The sequence below is a fragment of the Paenibacillus curdlanolyticus YK9 genome, from assembly GCF_000179615.1.
Taxonomy (GTDB): domain Bacteria; phylum Bacillota; class Bacilli; order Paenibacillales; family Paenibacillaceae; genus Paenibacillus_T; species Paenibacillus_T curdlanolyticus.
The window spans coordinates 145,091-165,000 of the sequence record NZ_AEDD01000010.1 but is presented as its reverse complement, the minus strand read 5'-3'; the positions used below and the strand labels follow the sequence as shown (position 1 = coordinate 165,000).

The window sequence follows — 19,910 nt, the reverse complement described above, 5'->3', positions numbered from 1 at the left end:
ACTGAATCCATAGGTAAGTAGAGGCATACCAGGGGAACTGAAACATCTAAGTACCCTGAGGAAGAGAAAACAATAGTGATTCCGTCAGTAGCGGCGAGCGAACGCGGATTAGCCCAAACCTACGGACTTGTCCGTAGGGGTTGTAGGACGTCTCACATGGAGTTACAAAGGTGTTGGTTAGGCGAAGAGGTCTGGAAAGGCCCGCTAGAAGAGGTAAAAGCCCTGTAACCAAAAGTCAGCACCCTCCGAGACGGATCCTGAGTACGGCGGGACACGTGAAACCCCGTCGGAATCCGGCAGGACCATCTGCCAAGGCTAAATACTCCCTAGTGACCGATAGCGAAGCAGTACCGTGAGGGAAAGGTGAAAAGCACCCCGGAAGGGGAGTGAAATAGAACCTGAAACCGTGCGCTTACAAAAAGTCAGAGCCCTCTCTATGGGTGATGGCGTGCCTTTTGTAGAATGAACCGGCGAGTTACGTTCACGTGCAAGGTTAAGTCGGGAAGACGGAGCCGCAGCGAAAGCGAGTCTGAATAGGGCGAATAAGTACGTGGTCGTAGACCCGAAACCGTGTGATCTACCCCTGTCCAGGGTGAAGGTGCGGTAACACGCACTGGAGGCCCGAACCCACGCACGTTGAAAAGTGCGGGGATGAGGTGGGGGTAGCGGAGAAATTCCAATCGAACTCGGAGATAGCTGGTTCTCCCCGAAATAGCTTTAGGGCTAGCCTCGAGAATGAGCGTCATGGAGGTAGAGCACTGATTGGGTGCGGGGCCCGCCAAGGGTTACCAAGTCCAGTCAAACTCCGAATGCCATGTACGTGCTCCTCGGGAGTCAGACAGTGAGTGCTAAGATCCATTGTCAAGAGGGAAACAGCCCAGATCATCAGCTAAGGTCCCCAAGTGTGTGTTAAGTGGGAAAGGATGTGGAGTTGCACAGACAACCAGGATGTTGGCTTAGAAGCAGCCACCATTTAAAGAGTGCGTAATAGCTCACTGGTCGAGTGACTCTGCGCCGAAAATGTAACGGGGCTAAACACACCACCGAAGCTATGGCATGTACCAGTAGGTACTTGGGTAGGGGAGCGTTGAATGCGGGTTGAAGTCAGACCGGAAGGACTGGTGGACTGCATTCAAGTGAGAATGCCGGTATGAGTAACGAAAAGACAAGTGAGAATCTTGTCCGCCGAAAGCCTAAGGGTTCCTGAGGAAGGCTCGTCCGCTCAGGGTAAGTCGGGACCTAAGGCGAGGCCGAAAGGCGTAGTCGAAGGACAACAGGTTGATATTCCTGTACCACCGTAAACCGTTATGAGCAATGGAGTGACGCAGAAGGATAGTGACGCGGACTGATGGAATAGTCCGTCCAAGCAGTGAGGCTGATGTGTAGGCAAATCCGCACATCGTAAGGCTGGGCTGTGATGGGGAGGGAAAATTATAGTACCGAAGGTCATGTGTTCCCGCTGCCAAGAAAAGCTTCTAGCCAGGTGAAGGTGCCCGTACCGCAAACCGACACAGGTAGGCGAGCAGAGCATGCTAAGGCGCGCGGAAGAACTCTCGTTAAGGAACTCGGCAAAATGACCCCGTAACTTCGGGAGAAGGGGTGCCTCGGTAGGGTGAATAGCCCGAGGGGGCCGCAGTGAAAAGGCCCAAGCGACTGTTTAGCAAAAACACAGGTCTGTGCGAAGCCGTAAGGCGAAGTATACGGGCTGACGCCTGCCCGGTGCTGGAAGGTTAAGGGGAGTGGTTAGCCGCAAGGCGAAGCTATGAACCGAAGCCCCAGTAAACGGCGGCCGTAACTATAACGGTCCTAAGGTAGCGAAATTCCTTGTCAGGTAAATTCTGACCCGCACGAATGGCGTAACGACTTGGGCGCTGTCTCAACGAGAGATCCGGTGAAATTTTAATACCTGTGAAGATGCAGGTTACCCGCGACAAGACGGAAAGACCCCATGGAGCTTTACTGCAGCTTGATATTGGACTTTGGTACGATCTGTACAGGATAGGTGGGAGCCTAGGAAGCCTGAGCGCCAGCTTGGGTGGAGGCGCCGTTGGGATACCACCCTGATCGTATCGGAGTTCTAACCCACTACCGTGAAGCCGGTAGGGGGACCGTGTCAGGTGGGCAGTTTGACTGGGGCGGTCGCCTCCTAAAATGTAACGGAGGCGCCCAAAGGTTCCCTCAGAATGGTTGGAAATCATTCGGAGAGTGCAAAGGCATAAGGGAGCTTGACTGCGAGACCAACAAGTCGAGCAGGGACGAAAGTCGGGCTTAGTGATCCGGTGGTACCGAATGGAAGGGCCATCGCTCAACGGATAAAAGCTACCCTGGGGATAACAGGCTTATCTCCCCCAAGAGTCCACATCGACGGGGAGGTTTGGCACCTCGATGTCGGCTCATCGCATCCTGGGGCTGAAGTAGGTCCCAAGGGTTGGGCTGTTCGCCCATTAAAGCGGTACGCGAGCTGGGTTCAGAACGTCGTGAGACAGTTCGGTCCCTATCTGTCGTGGGCGTAGGAAATTTGAGAGGAGCTGTCCTTAGTACGAGAGGACCGGGATGGACGCACCGCTGGTGTACCAGTTGTTCCGCCAGGAGCATCGCTGGGTAGCCAAGTGCGGACGGGATAAGCGCTGAAAGCATCTAAGCGCGAAGCCCCCCTCAAGATGAGATTTCCCAGTATGTAAGACCCCTGGAAGACGACCAGGTTGATAGGCTCGAGGTGGAAGCGCAGCAATGCGTGCAGCTGACGAGTACTAATAGGTCGAGGGCTTATCCTAAGCGTTTTGGCGAATGCCAAAATCGCAACTTCGTGAGCATACGCTTTGCTTCTTGTATGAGAAGCAAACTTCGTGAGCAAGACTAAGCTAAGGATTCAGTATTCGCATCCAGTTTTCAGGGTGTAATTGCCTGATTGTTTGATGACAAGTTCATCAGCATGAAGAAATTACATGTAGCGTTTGGCGACGCTATAAACCTGATGGTTTCCATGCCATTAAAATGGGACAAGTGTGGCGGTGTAGCTCAGCTGGCTAGAGCATTCGGTTCATACCCGGAGGGTCGGGGGTTCGAGTCCCTTCGCCGCTACCACTAACCTAATATGGAGGCTTAGCTCAGCTGGGAGAGCATCTGCCTTACAAGCAGAGGGTCGGCGGTTCGATCCCGTCAGCCTCCACCATCTTTACAACGCGGAGCCGTGGTGTAGAGGCCTAACATGCCTGCCTGTCACGCAGGAGACCGCGGGTTCGAATCCCGTCGGCTCCGCCATTTTTTCTTCTATTACCAACATAGAAGAAATTGCATTACAAGTAAGGCTCGGTAGCTCAGTTGGTAGAGCAGAGGACTGAAAATCCTCGTGTCGGCGGTTCGATTCCGTCCCGAGCCACCATTTGTTCCTTAAGCTTTAGAGCTAAAGGCTAACATGGAGGATTAGTGAAGTGGCTAAACACGGCAGACTGTAAATCTGCTCTCTCTGAGTTCGGTGGTTCGAATCCATCATCCTCCACCACTTCTTTAAGAGCCATTAGCTCAGTTGGTAGAGCACCTGACTTTTAATCAGGGTGTCGTAGGTTCGAGTCCTACATGGCTCACCATTTATGAATGATTACCGTAGACATTGGTCTACGGTTTTTTTCATTTTGTAAACAATTAGATCTCCGGGTTAATGTGAAAGTTGTCGATATTTGGCGGGAAAGCTCGTGTGAAATCGGAAAATGAAGGGAACACTTAGTACAGTGGTTGTCCACTAGGACAAGCATCTGTAAAGGAGTGTCCATCATGCGATTTTTGGCAGCATCGCTCATCAGCTTTGCTTTAATGTTTGCGTTCGTCCCTTTGTTCCGGAAGGTGGCGTTAAGAATCGGGTTTGTGGATCGGCCGAATACTAGAAAAATTCATCGTAAGCCAATCCCGTTGATGGGTGGAGCTGCAATATACATAGCGACGATTGTATCATTACTGGCATTCGTTGGGGTAACTAAGATGAGTCTTTGCATTATTACAGGGGGCATCATTCTTGTTGTAGTTGGAATGGTCGATGATTATGCCAAATCAAAGGGGGAAGACTTCCCTGTAATGCCGCGCGTGATTGCCTATTTGGTTGTAGCAACATTACCGTTATGGTTCGGAATTCGAATCGACGGGGTTTCTAATTTAGGCGAGGGCGGTATGCTGCTTTTCCCCGATTGGTTATCGTGGAGCAGTACAATTATTTGGGTATTCGCATTGATCAATATGATTAACTTTATAGATGGCGTGGATGGGCTGGCTTCGGGAATATCTACGCTTTCGGCATTTACATTGTTTTTAACTGCACTGATTAAAGGTCAATCTGATACAGCGTTGCTGGCGGTTATCTTAGGAGGATCTTGCATCGGGTTTTTAGTATTTAACTTTCATCCTGCACGAATTTTTATGGGGGATGCGGGGGCGACGTTTATCGGTTATTCACTAGCCGTTATTGCTGTGGGCGGCGCCTTTAAGAGTGCTACATTTTTGACCATGATCGTTCCGCTCCTTGCATTGGGGATGCCGATAATGGATACGGTAATTGTGATGCTTAGACGATTAATGACAGGCAAGGGCCTGCATCAGGCAGATAAACTACATTCCCACCATTTACTGATGAGGTGGGGACTCAATCAAATCCAGACCGTTTCATTTCTTTATTTGATTGCGGCAGTGTTTTGTTTATTATCCATTTTGCTGCTGATCTGGACGGGATAATGGCTCATGGTTAGGCAATATGATACAATGACGTCAAAACGCCATGTGTCCAAGCTATTGTATTATTGTATATGTGTACCGCAGACTTGCATATGAATGGACAAAACGTTGGCGAGCAGGATAGGGGATAATGAATGAGCATGTCAGGTTGGGAACAACTGCAGCGCATTTTGGACTGTTCGATCAACGCTGTGGAGGTTCCGACATCGGATCATCCGGAATTAGCTGGCTTGGGGCCAGGGACTTTAATAGATCATGTTGACGGATATTTGCAAGTCATTATTCAATCGGACAATCGCAATATACGAGTATTGCAAGTACATCGCGACAATTTGACGGAGACAGAGCGCCAGCTGATTAGCTGGTCTGTGGCTAGATCATCTCATATAACAACGAAGGGCGTTTCCAAACAAGACGCTAAATCTGAAGCCGAGCGTAATGCACGAGCTTTAGGCGATTGGATTGTACGGCAAAGTGCATCAGGCTTAACAGAGTCTATACCGGATGAAATCGCGCTGGATGGTCGGTTATATGCGGAAATGATTCCTTTCCTGTTGGAAACGGAGCAGGCGACGGAAGCTGCTGCATTTGGTGAGCTTCAAAAGCTATTAGTGTCTTTCTTGGATGAGGAAGTTATCGTTATTCCGTTAAAAGGGCAAGAGTGGCTCGTATTAGCTCCTGTATCACTTGTACGTGATACGTTAGAGGAAAGGGACGAGCAGGCGGACGCACTCGAAGAAAGTTTGGAGTCTATAGGCTCCGGTTTATATGAGATGCTCGCAAGCGAATGGATCGGGGAATGCCATCTTGCTGTAGGACGGCCAATGAAGCCAGTGAAATCAGTCGTAATGTCTGTAATACAGCTGCAGGAAACGATTGAGTTGGGGAGGGTGTTCCAAGTCGGCTCTAATATTCATGTGCCTTGGAACATGCATTTGGAGCGATTGTTGGCAAGCATTCCAGAACAAGTTCGCTTACGTTATGTAGAACAAGCGCTTGGCCGTTCCGATGTGTTTATGGAAACTGAGACGATGTCGACATTGGATACGTTCTTTGCTCTAGACTGTAATGTGAGCGAAACCGCTAAGAAATTATACATTCATCGCAACACGTTATTATATCGGCTAGACAAGCTGAAGCAGGAGACCGGACTGGATGTTCGGGTGTTCAGGGACGCGGTTTTGATGAAAATCATTTTGCTATTGTACAAAGTTACGAAAAGGGCTTAGATTTTTTGTAGGGAATGTGCATAGTCATATCGGGTGTACTGGGTTAATATTAAGGCAAGACGAATTCATTATTTGTTTAGGGGGAAATGACTCATGGCAGGCGTACGCTTAGAGCATGTGTTCAAAAAATATCCTGGTACTGACATCGCATCCGTTAAAGATATCAATCTTGACATTAAAGATAAAGAGTTCCTCGTACTCGTAGGCCCATCGGGCTGCGGTAAATCGACGACGCTTCGTATGATCGCTGGTTTGGAAGAGATCTCCGAAGGCAAACTGTTCATCGGCGACCGCCTTGTGAACGACGTTGCTCCTAAAGATCGCGACATCGCGATGGTATTCCAATCCTACGCCCTGTACCCGCACATGAACGTGTACCAAAATATGGCGTTTGGTCTGAAACTTCGTAAATTCAAAAAAGCAGACATCGACAAACGCGTTCGTGAAGCTGCTAAAATTCTCGATATCGAGCACTTGCTCGACCGCAAACCGAAAGCACTCTCCGGTGGTCAACGTCAGCGCGTTGCCTTGGGCCGTGCAATCGTACGTGAGCCGCAAGTATTCTTGATGGACGAACCGCTTTCCAACTTGGATGCGAAACTTCGTGGTCAAATGCGCGCGGAAATCAGCAAACTGGCTAAACGTCTCGAAACAACTGTTATCTACGTAACGCATGACCAAGTCGAAGCAATGACAATGGGCGACCGTATCGTAGTTATGAAAGACGGCATCATTCAACAAGCAGCTTCGCCAGAAGAGCTGTACAACCACCCAGTTAACATCTTCGTTGCGGGCTTCATCGGCGCTCCTTCGATGAACTTCATCTCGGGCACATTGTCCGAGCAAGGTGGAGAACTGCGCTTCAAAACGACTGGCGTAGACGTTGTTGTTCCAGAAGGCAAAGCAAAAACGCTTCGCGACAAAGGCTATGTTGGCAAAGAAGTTATTATCGGTGTTCGTCCAGAGGATCTGCACGAAGAGCCAGTATTCCTGGAAGCTTCCTCGAATACGATCGTTAACGCTCACGTAGACGTAGCAGAAAACCTTGGTCACGAAATGTTGCTGTACCTGAACGGTATCGGTACTGATGCGGTTACAGCTCGCGTTGACGGACGTTCGACGCTTCGTGAAGGCACAAACGTTAAACTCGCGATCGACATGAACAAAGTTCATGTGTTTGACAAAGCGACAGAACAAAACGTATTCGAGCACTAATTCTCGTCTAGGTTTCTACGACAGCCCCCAAGCCCATCGGCATGGGGGCTGTTTAATTGTAAAGCGAGAATTGCTGTGCATGGAGGCGCTAAACGTTGCGTTTAGCGCCTTTTTCATTTACGATGAAGACATTGGAAAAACGGCGAGGGAGGCAGAAGAAATGCCCAAGAAGGTTAAAGTATCGGAGCTGGTACAGCAGTTTCAATTGGAGATATTATCGGGTGAAGACGGGCTTCGCCGTACCATTACGACGGACGACCTGTATCGTCCTGGCTTGGAGATGGCAGGGTACTTCCATTACCATCCGCGCGAGCGGGTACAGATTTTAGGGAAAACGGAACTAACGTTCCTTGAAACGCTAAGCGCTGCTTCTAGAACAGAGCGCATGGAAAAGCTGTGTAATGAAGAGTCCCCATGTATCATTATTACGCGGGGAATGGAGCCGCCGGTCGAACTGCTCGAGCAATCGCGCATTGCGAGCATCCCGGTGCTTCGCAGCCAGACGGCAACAACGATTCTGCAAAGCCGTGTGACCAACTTCCTGGAGAAGAAGCTTGCGCCAACCGCTACGATTCATGGCGTATTAGTCGATGTATATGGGATTGGCATGTTGATTACTGGAGGCAGCGGTATCGGCAAAAGCGAGACCGCGCTAGAGCTCGTGAAACGCGGTCATCGACTCGTTGCGGATGACGCGGTAGAGATTCGCCAAACATCTGATTCGCAACTGCATGGCTCGGCGCCAGAGCTTATCCGGCATTTGCTCGAAATTCGCGGTTTGGGCATCATTAATGTCATGACGCTATTCGGCGCTGGAGCTGTCCGTAATAACAAACGGATTGGATTGGTCATTAGACTGGAAAATTGGCAGGCTGATAAACAGTATGACCGACTGGGCTTAGATGAGGAAACGACACGTATTATCGATACAGATGTTACGCTCGTAACCGTTCCGGTTCGACCAGGACGTAACTTAGCGGTTATCATTGAGGTTGCAGCGATGAATTATCGCTTGAAACGAATGGGCTATAACGCAGCGCTCCAGTTTACGAACAAGTTAACTGAAACGATTGCTGACGACATGGACGATTACGAATAATTAGAGCTTGGATTAGAAGCGCATTAATTGAAAGCCAAGTAAGGTAATGTGTTAAGGTACAGGTGTATCGGTGATGCGAAGTCGTGTTGATCGATGCACCTGTCTGTTGTCTTTAGAAACCATCCAAAGGAGATTCTGCCCTATTATGCTGGAAACGCTTCTATTGAACCCTATCGCGTTCAATCTTGGTCCTATTACGGTACATTGGTATGGCGTAATTCTTGGACTTGCGGCCTTGGCAGGATTGGCGCTAGTCGTTCGCGAAGGGAAGAGATTCGGAATATCGCCTGACTTCTTCATGGATCTGCTGCTTTTTGGCGTTCCGTCCGCTGTAATCGTGGCGCGCATTTATTTTGTGGCGTTCAAATGGGAGGATTACAAAGGTGATTTGTTATCCGTCTTTTATATCTGGGAGGGCGGCATAGCGATCTACGGTGCACTGATTGGCGCTTTCGCTTGCGGTATTATCTATTCACGCTATAAGGGCTATAGCTTCCTGCGAATTGCAGACATTTGTGCGCCAGGGCTTATTATCGGTCAATTGATCGGCCGTTGGGGCAACTTCGTCAATCAAGAGGCATATGGCGGACCAGTGCAGGAATCATTCCTGCGTAACGATCTGCACCTGCCATCTTGGATCGTGAATCAAATGAATGTAGAAGGCGTTTTCCATCATCCTACATTTTTGTATGAGTCGCTGTGGAACGTTGTGGGACTTGCCATTCTGCTCGTACTGCGCCGTCAGAAGTTCCTGATTGCTGGCGAGCTGCTTGGCTTTTACTTCATGTGGTACGCGCTCGGCCGATTCTATATCGAAGGACTTCGTACAGATAGCTTGGCATTCTCGGGTCCAAGCTGGTTAGCGTCGTTCATGAATGGCCTGTGGTCGCCGATGAAGTCGTTGGGCTTCCAGGCAGGCTATTTGAACGGATTGGAAGGCAATGTTCGGATATCGCAGCTGATCAGCGTTGCTCTTCTATTAATAACCTTGATCATTATTGTCGTAAGACGCGTAACCGGATCAAGCAATATAAAATATCTCGATCCAATCGTGTCAACCAAAGCGTCTAAAATTAAAGATGAGCCGCAAGGCGCAGCTTAACTAAATAAGATGAAGCACATTGGCTCCGCTCGATAGCTCCTAGAGCTACGGCGGAGCCAATTAAGCAAGAGGAGGCAATACCGCTATGGCGAACCAAATAACAACAATGCTTTTTGATCTGGACGGTACTATACTGGATACGAATGAGCTAATTATTCAATCCTTTCTGCATGCGCTGGAAGGCATAGTTGATGAGGGCTTTGGTCCACAAAACATTATTCCGAGAATGGGAATTCCATTGAAAGATCAGCTTCAGCATTTCTCTGGCCTTGAGGATGTAGCCCATCTGGCTTTGAGATATAGAGAACATAATAATCGCGTACATGATGAGTATGTGAAGTTATTTCCGAATGTGATAGAAGTTTTGCAAACCTTGGTCGATCGCGGAATTCAGGTAGGTGTCGTCACCACGAAGATTCGGCAGACGACGGATCGCGGTCTTGCTTTCGTTGGACTTAACGATTATGTGCACAGCGTCGTAACAATCGATGACGTGACGCATGCTAAGCCACATCCAGAGCCTGTCCTTCGGGCGCTTGAAGAGCTCGGTGCTGACCCGGCGCGTACGATGATGATCGGCGACAGCGTCGTTGACATTGAGGCAGCTGAAGCAGCGGGCGTTATTTCAGTAGGCGTAGCTTGGTCGCTCAAGGGAGAGCAAAAGCTGCGTGAAAGCGGGGCACAGCATATCATTCACGATATGCGCGATCTGTATAAGTTCATCTAACGGGAGCGAATGACGGGTGGCTCGTAATGTAGAGCGTTACAAAATGGAAGGCGCTAATGCGCTATGGCAGGTTTATAAGACGGTCAATCGGTTCAAGGCGGTCCGCAACTTCATATTTATTCAAATCGCTCGGTATTGCCCCTCATTGCCCGTGAAAAATGCTATTTATCGGCGTGTGCTTGGCATGAAGGTCGGGCGCGAGACTGCATTCGCGTTAATGGTTATGGTGGATGTGTTTTTTCCGGAGCGGATCGAAATCGGCGACAACTGCATTGTCGGCTATAACACAACGATACTGACCCATGAGTATTTGATCGGCGAGTATCGGCTTGGAACCGTAAAGATTGGGAACAGTGTGCTAATCGGAGCGAACACGACGATACTTCCCGGTGTTACAATAGGGGATGGAGCGGTTGTTGCTGCAGGCTCAGTCGTGCACAAGGATGTGCTTCCAGGCACGTTCGTCGGGGGAAACCCATTGCGTGAGCTTCGCAAGTCGATGCAAGACCATCAGGACGGGTAGGCACATGAGAGTCATATTTTAATATGCTGCTGAAAGAGGGTAAGCTCTACTTGTCAAATCGGAAACCGGTTGTTCATGAAATGAACATTTTGCGTGGAATCGCTATGTTAGGAGTACTAACGGTGCATTCCACGTCTTCAGCTGTTGTAAAGCTTAAGGAATCTTCATTATTTGGATTGTTTAATGCTTTGAATACAGTAGCGTTATTCTGTGTGCCTGCCTTTGTTTTCTTGACGGGGTTCGTTTTGTTCTACAATTATAGCGATAAGAAAATCGGTTTCGGCGAGCTCGGAACGTTTTTCAAAAAGCGCCTGATGTACATTCTTGTACCGTATGCCTTTATTTCGTTATTGTATTTAGGGATTAAGCAGTTGTATGTCATACGAGCCGGTGGGACGATTGAACCGCTCAACGTATTGTCCAAGTATTTTGATTACCTTATAACCGGAAACGCTTATACGCACTTATATTATGTCATCATAACTGTACAGCTGTATGTCGTATTCCCGTTGCTGCTGTTCCTTGTTAATCGATTGCGCAATCGCGGAATCTGGTTAGTGGCAGTCGGCATCGCGCTTCAAGTGGGCTTTTATTATGCGAATCGTTACTGGCTGCATGTCCCTTCCAAAGGAAGCGTAGCGCTTTCGTACGCAGGACCATTCATGCTAGGCATGTATGCAGCAGTGCGTTACGAAGTGCTTGTGCAATGGATGACGCGCAAAATGCCGATCATCCGCATCCTGATGTGGCTGGCATGGGCTTCATCGGCTGTATTCCTGGTATACGTTTGGCATGAGCTGCGTACAGGAGGCCATAAATTCTCTTCGCAATATTATGAATTCGGCTACGAGGCATTCACATTGTTGACGATTCCGATTTTATTGCAGGTATGCAGTTGGATAAGATCGATGAAAAGCCGGGTCATTGAGACAAGCATGACGGATCTCGGCGGATTGTCGTTCGGCATTTACTTGATTCATCCCGTGTTTCTGCTCGCTTATCGGGAACTGGTTCCGTTACCGGGCATGCCATACCAGTACGTATTCTGGGTGGCGGGCATTTTCGCAGTTGCGCTAATTGGCTCGATTGTCGTTCTGCTTCCGTTCTATCGTTGGGCGGGGTGGTCATGGATGCTGTTCGGGGTTGCCCCATCTAAATTCCGTAAGCCTGCGACCGCATCGAACCAAGGAAATGCGGGAATCGGCGGCAAAGCAGTAGGCTCATAATGAAGCATAAGAAGAGCGGTGTCCGTATCTTGACGGGCGCCGCTTTAACGTGTTACTATTACGACTAATCGCTTTCTTTTGGTAGCATGGTAATAAGGAGTCGCTTTAACGCGATGAAGCATCAACCTAACAGATGATACGAATTGATGATAAATGAAAGAACAAACACGATTAGAAGAAGGGTGAGTCCCGTGTCGAAACCAAAAGTATTTGAAAAACCGATCGGCGTTAAAGATTATTTGCCTCTTGCGGTAGCAAAGCTGCGTCGCATTGAGCGCCAGGCGCTTGATTGCATGAGCCAGTGGGGCTATGAGCAAATTATTACGCCAACGATGGAATTCTACGATACGGTCGGCGTAGCGAGTGCAACGTCGGACCAGAAGCTGTTCAAGCTTCTTAATAACAGAGGAACGACGCTTGTGCTTCGTTCCGATATGACGGCGCCAATCGCACGCGTCGTCTCTTCCCTATTGAAGGAAACGGCTTTCCCGCTGCGCTTGTCGTATCACGCGAACGTGTTCCGCGCGATTGAAGAAGAAGCGGGCCGAGATGCTGAATTTTATCAAACAGGCGTTGAGCTTGTAGGAGACCCGTCGGCGGAGGCTGATGCTGAAGTTGTAGCGCTGGCCATCGCATCGCTCAAAGCAGCGGGCGTGGAACGGTTCAAAATTGCCATCGGGCATGTAGGCTTCCTGAACGGGTTATTCGAAGAAACGCTGCCTAATCGTCCAGAGGCGCAAGAAGCGCTGAAAGCGTGCTTGCTCGGACGCGACTATGTCGGCTATCGCGAGAAGCTGCGCGAGTTGAAGCTGGCTGAGCCGGTTCAGCGCGAGCTCGAAGGCATTCTCCGTCTGCGCGGGGGCCAAGAGATTTGCGATCAGGCGATGGAAATGAGCGTAGATGCGACGGCGAAGTCCTCGATCAAGCATTTGTGCGAAATTTGGGACGTACTGAAGGCATACGGCGTATGCGACAACGTCCTGATTGATCTAACGATGATTGGCGATTTCTCTTACTATACGGGTATGACGTTCGAGGGGTATGCTGCAGATCTTGGCTTCCCAGTCGTAAGCGGAGGGCGCTATGACAACCTGCTGACGCAGTTCGGCCGTCCGGCGCCGGCTACGGGCTTTGCGCTCAAGACGACGCGTATACTCGAGCTGCTCGGCAGCGAGGAAGAGCCGCAGCCGGAGCGTGTGCTTATCGGTTATGATGCGCTGGGCCGCGAAGCTGCACTGGAGCAAGCTCAGCAGTTGCGCGCAGAGGGCGTTATTGTCGTGACGGTACGGATGGAAGCAGCGGAAGCGAATGCGAATTCGGCGAAGCAGAGCGGATATGCTAAGTTTATTCCGTTCTTCGGAGCGCAAGAGTCGAAGGGAGAGCAAACGAAGTGAGCGGACAGCAAGATATTTTGAAGGTGGCAATGCCCAAGGGGCGCATTTACAAGCAGGCATCGAAGCTGTTCCGTGAAGCGGGACTGCCGATTCCGGTCGATTTTGATGATTCACGGAAGCTAATTATCGAGGTGCCGGATGCGCGCATGGAGTTCATCATGGCGAAGCCGGTAGACGTTCCGACGTATGTCGAGTACGGTGTAGCGGACATCGGGATTGTCGGCAAGGACGTGCTGATGGAGGAAAACAAGGACGTTTACGAGCTGTTGGATCTGGGCATCGCCAAATGCCGCATGTCCGTTATCGGACTGCCTGACTGGAAGCCGGCGATTCATCCGCGCGTTGCGACGAAATACCCGAACGTGGCTTCCCAATATTTTCGCGAGCTGGGACAACAGGTTGAGGTAATCAAGCTGAATGGCTCCATCGAGCTTGCACCGCTTATCGGGCTTGCTGACCGAATTGTCGATATGGTGGAAACCGGCCAAACGCTGCGCGAGAACGGATTGGTTGAGATGGAGTCGATCTTCGGCATTACGAGCCGTCTTATTGCCAACCGAGTCAGCTACCGGATGAAAAATGACCAAATTCAAAAGCTGTGCGATCTGCTGCAGCATACGCTGGCGGCTAAAGCTTAGACACTGGCAAACGGCAAACGCAAAACCTTCAGGGGGACGAAACTATGCGAATTATGCGAGCGGAGCAATTTAAGCTGGATCGGCAGGTCGAATACGGCACGCCACAGCAAAATGAAGTCGTACAGACGATCGTGGAAGCGATTCGTACAGAGGGAGATACGGCGCTGCTTCGTTATACGGAGCAGTTGGACCGCGTGAAGCTGGAGCCCTCGTCGCTGCGTGTGACAGAGCAAGAGATTAATGCAGCGTATGACCGGGTCGAAGCTGATTTTCTAGTGGCGATTCGGGAAGCCGCACACAATGTGCGCAAATTCCACGAGAAGCAGATGCGCAACTCTTGGATCGACATGCAGCCGGATGGCACGATGCTGGGTCAGGTTCTGCGTCCGCTGAAGCGGGTCGGCGTGTATGTGCCGGGCGGCAAGGCAGCATACCCTTCCTCTGTGCTTATGAACGTAATTCCTGCTCAGGTAGCGGGCGTACCGGAGATCGTTATGGTAACGCCGCCGGCTACAGGGGGCAAAGAAGGCATTGACCCTTACATTCTGGTCGCGGCTGCAGAGGCGGGCGTGAAGGAAATGTATCGGATCGGCGGCGCGCAGGCGATTGCGGCACTGGCCTATGGGACAGATACGATTGCACCGGTCGACAAAATTACGGGCCCGGGCAATATTTACGTCGCTCTGGCCAAACGTACGGTATTCGGCGTCGTTGACATCGACAGCATTGCCGGACCGAGCGAGATCGCGGTGCTTGCCGACGATACGGCTGACGCCTCGTATGTGGCGGCTGATTTGCTGTCGCAGGCGGAGCATGACGAGATGGCTTCCGCCGTTCTCGTAACGCCATCGCAGCAGTTGGCAGAAGCAGTCGCTGCCGAGGTGGAGCGCCAGCTGGCGCTGCTGCCGCGAGCGGAAATCGCGCGCAGCTCGATCGATAGCTACGGCGCGGTATTGGTCGTCGATTCGCTGGAAGCGGGCATCGACGTGATCAACAAGATGGCGCCGGAGCATCTGGAGGTGCTTACGGCCGATCCGATGGCGCTGCTGCCTCGCATCGAGAATGCAGGCGCGATTTTCCTCGGCCCGTATAGCTCGGAGCCGGTTGGCGACTATTTTGCAGGACCGAACCACATTTTGCCGACGAATGGCACGGCGCGTTTCTCATCACCGGTGAATGTGGATGATTTCTTGAAAAAATCGAGCTTGATCTACTATAGCAAGGAAGCGTTATTCGCCAACGGCGGCAAGATAATGGCGCTGGCACGCCATGAGGGGCTTGAAGGTCATGCTCGCGCAATCGAGATCCGGCTGGAAAAAGAGGGCGGCAAGGCGTAACACGATACGAATCGAATGAAATAGGGGGCCTTACCATGGCAGAGCAAGTACAGCGCGTTGCCGACGTGGCACGCAAAACGAATGAAACCGACATCAAGTTGGCGCTTGGCGTCGACGGTAGCGGACAAGTAAAACTCGAAACGGATGTACCATTCCTGAATCATATGCTCGATCTGTTCGCGAAGCATGGCCAATTCGACCTGACGGTCGAAGCACAAGGCGATATCGACATTGACGATCACCACACGGTAGAGGACATCGGGATCTGCCTCGGCCAGACGCTTCAGGCGGCTCTGGGCGACAAGCGCGGCATCAAACGTTATGCAAGTGTATTCGTACCAATGGACGAGGCTTTGGCGCAGGTTATCGTCGACCTTAGCAACCGTCCGCATTTTGAATATCGGGCCGAATATCCTTCCCAGCAAGTAGGCAGCTTCTCCACCGAGCTCGTTGAAGAGTTCCTGTGGAAGTTTGCGTTGGAGGCACGCATGACGCTGCATGTTATCGTGCACTATGGCAAGAACACGCACCACATGATTGAAGCGGTATTCAAAGCACTTGGCCGTGCATTGGATGAAGCAACGAGCATTGACCCACGCGTACAAGGAGTGCCGTCGACGAAAGGGGTGCTGTAAACGATGATTGCCATTATCGATTACGGCATGGGCAACCTGCACAGCGTAAACAAAGCGGTCGAGCGGCTCGGCTACGAGACGGTCGTAACGGCTGACCCTGCAGCCATACTGGCAGCAGACGGTGCAATCCTGCCTGGCGTAGGGGCGTTCGGCGATGCCATGGACAATTTGCGGGAAACGGGGCTTGAGTCGGTCGTTAAGCAGTATGCCGCTTCCGGCAAGCCGCTGCTCGGCATTTGCCTAGGCATGCAGCTGTTGTTCGATGAGAGCGCGGAATACGGGCAGCATGAGGGTCTGGGACTGCTTCCAGGCCGCGTCGTACGATTCCAAGGGGACTATAAGGTGCCTCACATGGGATGGAACAAGCTCGAGGTGCAGCAATCGTCTCCATTGTTCGTAGGTCTTGAAGAAGGCCATGTGTACTTCGTTCACTCTTATCATGTCCAGCCAGCGCTGGCGAGCGACCTGCTCGCTACGGTGGATTATCATCAGCAGGTGACGGCAATCGTCGGACGGGGCAATTTGTTCGGCATGCAGTTCCACCCGGAAAAAAGCGGCGATCTTGGCATGCAGCTGCTCGCAGGCTTCTTGAAGCTGGCAGGATCGGCGCATTCATAGATCAGCATTCACAAGTAATAGGAGAGAGGAGAGATTGGCATGTTGGCTAAACGGATTATTCCATGTCTCGACGTGAAAGATGGCCGTGTCGTCAAAGGGGTTAACTTCGTTAACCTGCGCGACGCAGGCGATCCGGTCGAATTGGCCGCGACATACGACCGCGAGGGTGCGGACGAGCTTGTGTTTTTAGACATCTCGGCATCCGTAGAAGGAAGAGCGACGATGGTCGAGGTCGTTAAGCGCACAGCGGGAGAGATTACGATTCCGTTCACTGTAGGCGGCGGCATTTCGCATGTGGATGATATGAAACGGCTGCTTCGCGCTGGCGCGGACAAAATCGGCATTAATACGGCGGCGATTCGCAATCCGCAGCTCGTTTCGGATGGCGCTCGGAAGTTCGGTTCGCAATGTATCGTTGTTGCAATTGATGCGAAGTTCAACGCAGAGTGGGGCGAGTGGGAAGTGTTCACGCATGGCGGCCGCAACGGCACGGGCATTCGCGCCTTGGAATGGGCTCGCGAAGCGGAGCGCCTCGGCGCCGGCGAGCTGCTCTTGACGAGCATGGACGCGGATGGGACGAAGGACGGCTTCGACGTGAAGCTGACGCGCGCCGTATCGGAGCTTGTGAACATACCGGTTATCGCTTCCGGAGGCGCTGGGCGCGTGGAGCATTTTTACGATGTATTCGCAGAAGGCAAAGCGGACGCAGGGCTTGCGGCAACAATTTTCCATTATAAGGAAATGACGATTCAAGAAGTGAAAGACGATCTGAAGCGCAAAGGGGTCGAAGTCCGATGAGCGACAACCAAACAGCGTCGGCGGCATCCATCGAGGAACTGCAGCAGCGCATTAAGTGGGATAAAGACGGGCTGGTTGCTGCGATCGTGCAGGACGCTGTAAGCAAAGAGGTTGTTATGCTTGCTTACATGAATGCCGAATCGCTTAAGCTGTCTGTCGAGAGCGGCGAGACTTGGTTCTGGAGTCGTTCGCGCAGCGAGCTGTGGCACAAGGGCGCTACGAGCGGCCACACGCAGCCGATTCGTTCAATTCATTATGACTGCGATGCGGATACGCTGCTGGTACGCGTTGACCAGAACGGCGCAGCCTGCCATACGGGACGGTATTCCTGCTTCTTCAACCCGATCATCGAGGAGGCAGCAGCTGTTCAGGGTGCGCAAGACGTGCAAGGCGACCGGTTCCGGATGCTCAATGAGCTGGAAGCGGTTATCTCTAAACGTTATGCGGAACGCCCTGAAGGCGCTTATACGACCTACTTGTTCGAGAAGGGCCTCGATAAAATATTGAAAAAGTTCGGCGAGGAATCGATCGAAGTCGTGATTGCTGCCAAAAACGGCGACAACGAAGAGCTGCGCAGCGAAACGAGCGACCTGCTGTTCCACCTCATGGTGCTGCTCCGCGAGCGCGGCATTTCGCTCGATGACGTCATGGCTGAGCTAGGCGCCCGCCACAACAAGCCGACAACGAATAAAATGAACCGTTAGGGCAGGCCATAACGTAACAAGGAGCGGGAGGCAAGCAGATGCTAATTGATTATCATACGCATCATGAGCGGTGCGGCCATGCGGTCGGCAAGCTGGAGGAGTACGTCAAGCAAGGCATTGCGATCGGACTGGACCAGATCGGCTTGTCCGACCACATGCCATTGCTGCACGTCAATCCTGAGGAGTATTACCCGGAGATGGCAATGCCGATGGAAGAGCTCCCTCGTTATGTCGAGGAAGCTTTCTCGCTGAAGGAGAAGTACAAAGGCCAGATCGACGTTCGCGTCGGGCTGGAAGGCGACTATATCGAGGGCTCTGAGGAGAAGATAGAAGCAATCGTGAACGCCTATCCTTGGGATTACGTCATCGGGTCCGTCCATTTCCTTGGCACATGGGACATTACGGACTTCCGGCAAACGCAAGGCTGGGAAGGTCGCGACCCAATGGCGGTCTACGAGCAATATTACGACGCGATTATTAAGGCGACCAAAACGGGCTTCTACGACTACATCGGCCATATCGATGTGATCAAGCGTTTCGGCTTCAAGCCGGAAGGCGATGTGACGGGACTTGAGAACGCCGCATTAGAGGCGGTCAAGCGCAGCGGCATGGCGATAGAGCTCAATGCATCAGGTCTTCGGCATGCTTGCGCAGAGATGTTCCCGGGCAAGCGGATGCTCCATTACGCGAAGGAATTAGGCATTCCGATCACGATTGGCTCGGACGCCCATTCGCCTGCCAGACTGGCAGAAAATTTGGAACAAGCGCGACAATGTTTGAAAGAAGCCGGTTTTGTACAGCTGGCGACGTTTGAGCGCCGAATTAGAACGCTGGTCGATTTTTGAATTATTCTGTATTCGATGTATAATAAGTCTGTCGAACAAGCTATTAAAGTAACTATAATGTGGTTCAAACGCTCAGGAGGGTATCATGTTAAGCGACAAGTTGCGTATTTTTTCGGGTTCGTCCAACCCGGAATTAGCCGAGAAGATTGCGGCGGAGTTGGGACTCCAGCTCGGTGCCATTAAGCTATCCCGGTTCAAAGGCGGCGAGATCTACGTCAACTACGAAGAAGGGATCCGGAACTGCGACGTCTTCCTCGTGCAATCTTTATCGCATCCAATCAACGATCATTTCGTCGAGTTGTTGATTATGATCGATGCAGCAAAACGGGCGTCCGCAAGGACGATCAACGTCATTATGCCGCATTATGGCTATGCGCGCCAAGAACGTAAAGCAGCACCACGTGAGCCGATCTCGGCCAAAATGGTGGCGGATGTATTAACGACAGTCGGTGCTCATCGCGTCGTTACGATCGATTTGCACGCACCTGCGATCCAAGGCTTCTTCAACATCCCGGTCGACCATCTGACGGCGCTTGACACCATCAGCGACTATCTGAAGAACAAAGACATCAAGAATCCAATTGTCGTATCGCCGGATGCAGGCCGTGCATCGACTGCAGAAATGCTGGCTAACTACTTGGATTGTCCGTTCGCAATGATGATTAAGAAACGCCCGGCACACAATGAATCGGTCATTACGCACGTTATCGGTGATGTGGAAGGCAAAACGCCGATCATCATCGAAGACCTGATCGACACGGGTAGCACGATTGTTAACGTTGTCGAGGGGCTCAAGGAGCGCGGCGCAGAGGATATCTTCGTTTGTGCAACGCATCCGTTGTTCTCCGGCAATGCCCTGCAGCGTTTGGATCACCCGAATATTAAAGAAGTAGTCGTAACCGACTCGATCGCGCTTCCGAGCCACCGGCCGGAACGGTTCAAGGTACTGTCTGTTGCTCCGATGCTGGCTGACGCTACGCGGATCATCATGCAGGGCGGATCGATCAGTACGCTCTTCAAAAACGCTGGTATTTAAGCCGGCAAAACCAAGAGAAATCGCGGGACGCATCATGCGCCCGCGATTTTTCCGCTTTTTCCATC

At 51.4% G+C, this 19,910-nt stretch carries 17 protein-coding genes, 6 tRNA genes and 1 rRNA gene (1 of these 24 cut by a window edge); all 24 read left to right on the top strand.

Going from position 1 to position 19,910, the window contains the following annotated elements; translation table 11 throughout:
* Positions 1–2,774 (top strand): 23S ribosomal RNA (locus PAECUDRAFT_RS18295) (it extends 157 nt beyond the left edge of the window).
* Positions 2,775–3,007: 233 nt separating this feature from the next.
* A tRNA-Met gene (locus tag PAECUDRAFT_RS18290) sits at positions 3,008–3,084 on the top strand.
* A 12-nt stretch (positions 3,085–3,096) separates the two neighbouring features.
* A tRNA-Val gene (locus tag PAECUDRAFT_RS18285) sits at positions 3,097–3,172 on the top strand.
* 12 nt (positions 3,173–3,184) lie between these two features.
* Positions 3,185–3,261, top strand: a tRNA-Asp gene (locus PAECUDRAFT_RS18280).
* Between the two features lie 45 nt (positions 3,262–3,306).
* A tRNA-Phe gene (locus tag PAECUDRAFT_RS18275) sits at positions 3,307–3,382 on the top strand.
* A gap of 35 nt (positions 3,383–3,417) precedes the next feature.
* Positions 3,418–3,502, top strand: a tRNA-Tyr gene (locus PAECUDRAFT_RS18270).
* Positions 3,503–3,511: 9 nt separating this feature from the next.
* Positions 3,512–3,587: transfer RNA gene (locus tag PAECUDRAFT_RS18265), tRNA-Lys, on the top strand.
* A 184-nt stretch (positions 3,588–3,771) separates the two neighbouring features.
* Positions 3,772–4,719, top strand: coding sequence for an MraY family glycosyltransferase (locus PAECUDRAFT_RS18260; RefSeq protein ID WP_006039618.1), 948 nt, complete (start codon positions 3,772–3,774; stop codon positions 4,717–4,719).
* Positions 4,720–4,853: 134 nt separating this feature from the next.
* Positions 4,854–5,948 (top strand): PucR family transcriptional regulator, encoded by a 1,095-nt coding sequence (locus PAECUDRAFT_RS18255; protein WP_040713180.1) that lies wholly within the window; start codon positions 4,854–4,856, stop codon positions 5,946–5,948.
* Positions 5,949–6,041: 93 nt separating this feature from the next.
* Positions 6,042–7,163 carry an ABC transporter ATP-binding protein gene (locus PAECUDRAFT_RS18250; RefSeq protein WP_006039616.1) on the top strand — a complete coding sequence of 374 codons (1,122 nt, stop codon included), beginning with the start codon at positions 6,042–6,044 and terminating at the stop codon, positions 7,161–7,163.
* A 160-nt stretch (positions 7,164–7,323) separates the two neighbouring features.
* The gene (hprK, locus tag PAECUDRAFT_RS18245) at positions 7,324–8,262 is read left to right on the top strand and encodes an HPr(Ser) kinase/phosphatase (RefSeq protein ID WP_040713287.1); all 939 of its coding nucleotides are present in this window, start codon (positions 7,324–7,326) and stop codon (positions 8,260–8,262) included.
* Positions 8,263–8,404: 142 nt separating this feature from the next.
* Positions 8,405–9,364: a prolipoprotein diacylglyceryl transferase gene (lgt, locus tag PAECUDRAFT_RS18240; RefSeq protein ID WP_085979481.1), complete on the top strand. Its 960-nt coding sequence runs from the start codon at positions 8,405–8,407 to the stop codon at positions 9,362–9,364.
* Between the two features lie 85 nt (positions 9,365–9,449).
* Positions 9,450–10,091 carry a pyrophosphatase PpaX gene (gene ppaX, locus PAECUDRAFT_RS18235; protein ID WP_006039613.1) on the top strand — a complete coding sequence of 214 codons (642 nt, stop codon included), beginning with the start codon at positions 9,450–9,452 and terminating at the stop codon, positions 10,089–10,091.
* 16 nt (positions 10,092–10,107) lie between these two features.
* Positions 10,108–10,614: an acyltransferase gene (locus PAECUDRAFT_RS18230; protein ID WP_006039612.1), complete on the top strand. Its 507-nt coding sequence runs from the start codon at positions 10,108–10,110 to the stop codon at positions 10,612–10,614.
* A 23-nt stretch (positions 10,615–10,637) separates the two neighbouring features.
* Entirely contained in the window at positions 10,638–11,840 is a 1,203-nt protein-coding gene (locus PAECUDRAFT_RS18225) for an acyltransferase (RefSeq protein ID WP_006039611.1), read from the top strand.
* Between the two features lie 191 nt (positions 11,841–12,031).
* A complete protein-coding gene (locus PAECUDRAFT_RS18220; RefSeq protein WP_006039610.1) occupies positions 12,032–13,234 on the top strand; it encodes an ATP phosphoribosyltransferase regulatory subunit in 1,203 nt (400 codons plus the stop codon).
* A 29-nt stretch (positions 13,235–13,263) separates the two neighbouring features.
* Positions 13,264–13,872, top strand: coding sequence for an ATP phosphoribosyltransferase (gene hisG, locus PAECUDRAFT_RS18215; RefSeq protein ID WP_040713276.1), 609 nt, complete (start codon positions 13,264–13,266; stop codon positions 13,870–13,872).
* 44 nt (positions 13,873–13,916) lie between these two features.
* Positions 13,917–15,209: a histidinol dehydrogenase gene (gene hisD, locus PAECUDRAFT_RS18210; RefSeq protein ID WP_006039608.1), complete on the top strand. Its 1,293-nt coding sequence runs from the start codon at positions 13,917–13,919 to the stop codon at positions 15,207–15,209.
* 35 nt (positions 15,210–15,244) lie between these two features.
* On the top strand, positions 15,245–15,844 hold the full coding sequence (gene hisB / locus PAECUDRAFT_RS18205; protein WP_006039607.1) for an imidazoleglycerol-phosphate dehydratase HisB: 600 nt from the start codon (positions 15,245–15,247) through the stop codon (positions 15,842–15,844).
* Positions 15,845–15,847: 3 nt separating this feature from the next.
* Positions 15,848–16,462, top strand: coding sequence for an imidazole glycerol phosphate synthase subunit HisH (hisH, locus tag PAECUDRAFT_RS18200; protein ID WP_006039606.1), 615 nt, complete (start codon positions 15,848–15,850; stop codon positions 16,460–16,462).
* Positions 16,463–16,501: 39 nt separating this feature from the next.
* Positions 16,502–17,260, top strand: coding sequence for an imidazole glycerol phosphate synthase subunit HisF (hisF, locus tag PAECUDRAFT_RS18195; RefSeq protein ID WP_006039605.1), 759 nt, complete (start codon positions 16,502–16,504; stop codon positions 17,258–17,260).
* The gene (gene hisIE / locus PAECUDRAFT_RS18190) at positions 17,257–17,964 is read left to right on the top strand and encodes a bifunctional phosphoribosyl-AMP cyclohydrolase/phosphoribosyl-ATP diphosphatase HisIE (protein ID WP_006039604.1); all 708 of its coding nucleotides are present in this window, start codon (positions 17,257–17,259) and stop codon (positions 17,962–17,964) included. Before hisF ends, hisIE begins: the two co-directional genes overlap by 4 nt.
* A gap of 38 nt (positions 17,965–18,002) precedes the next feature.
* The gene (gene hisJ / locus PAECUDRAFT_RS18185; RefSeq protein ID WP_006039603.1) at positions 18,003–18,809 is read left to right on the top strand and encodes a histidinol-phosphatase HisJ; all 807 of its coding nucleotides are present in this window, start codon (positions 18,003–18,005) and stop codon (positions 18,807–18,809) included.
* Positions 18,810–18,894: 85 nt separating this feature from the next.
* Entirely contained in the window at positions 18,895–19,845 is a 951-nt protein-coding gene (locus tag PAECUDRAFT_RS18180) for a ribose-phosphate diphosphokinase (RefSeq protein ID WP_006039602.1), read from the top strand.
* The last annotated feature ends 65 nt before the right edge of the window (positions 19,846–19,910 follow it).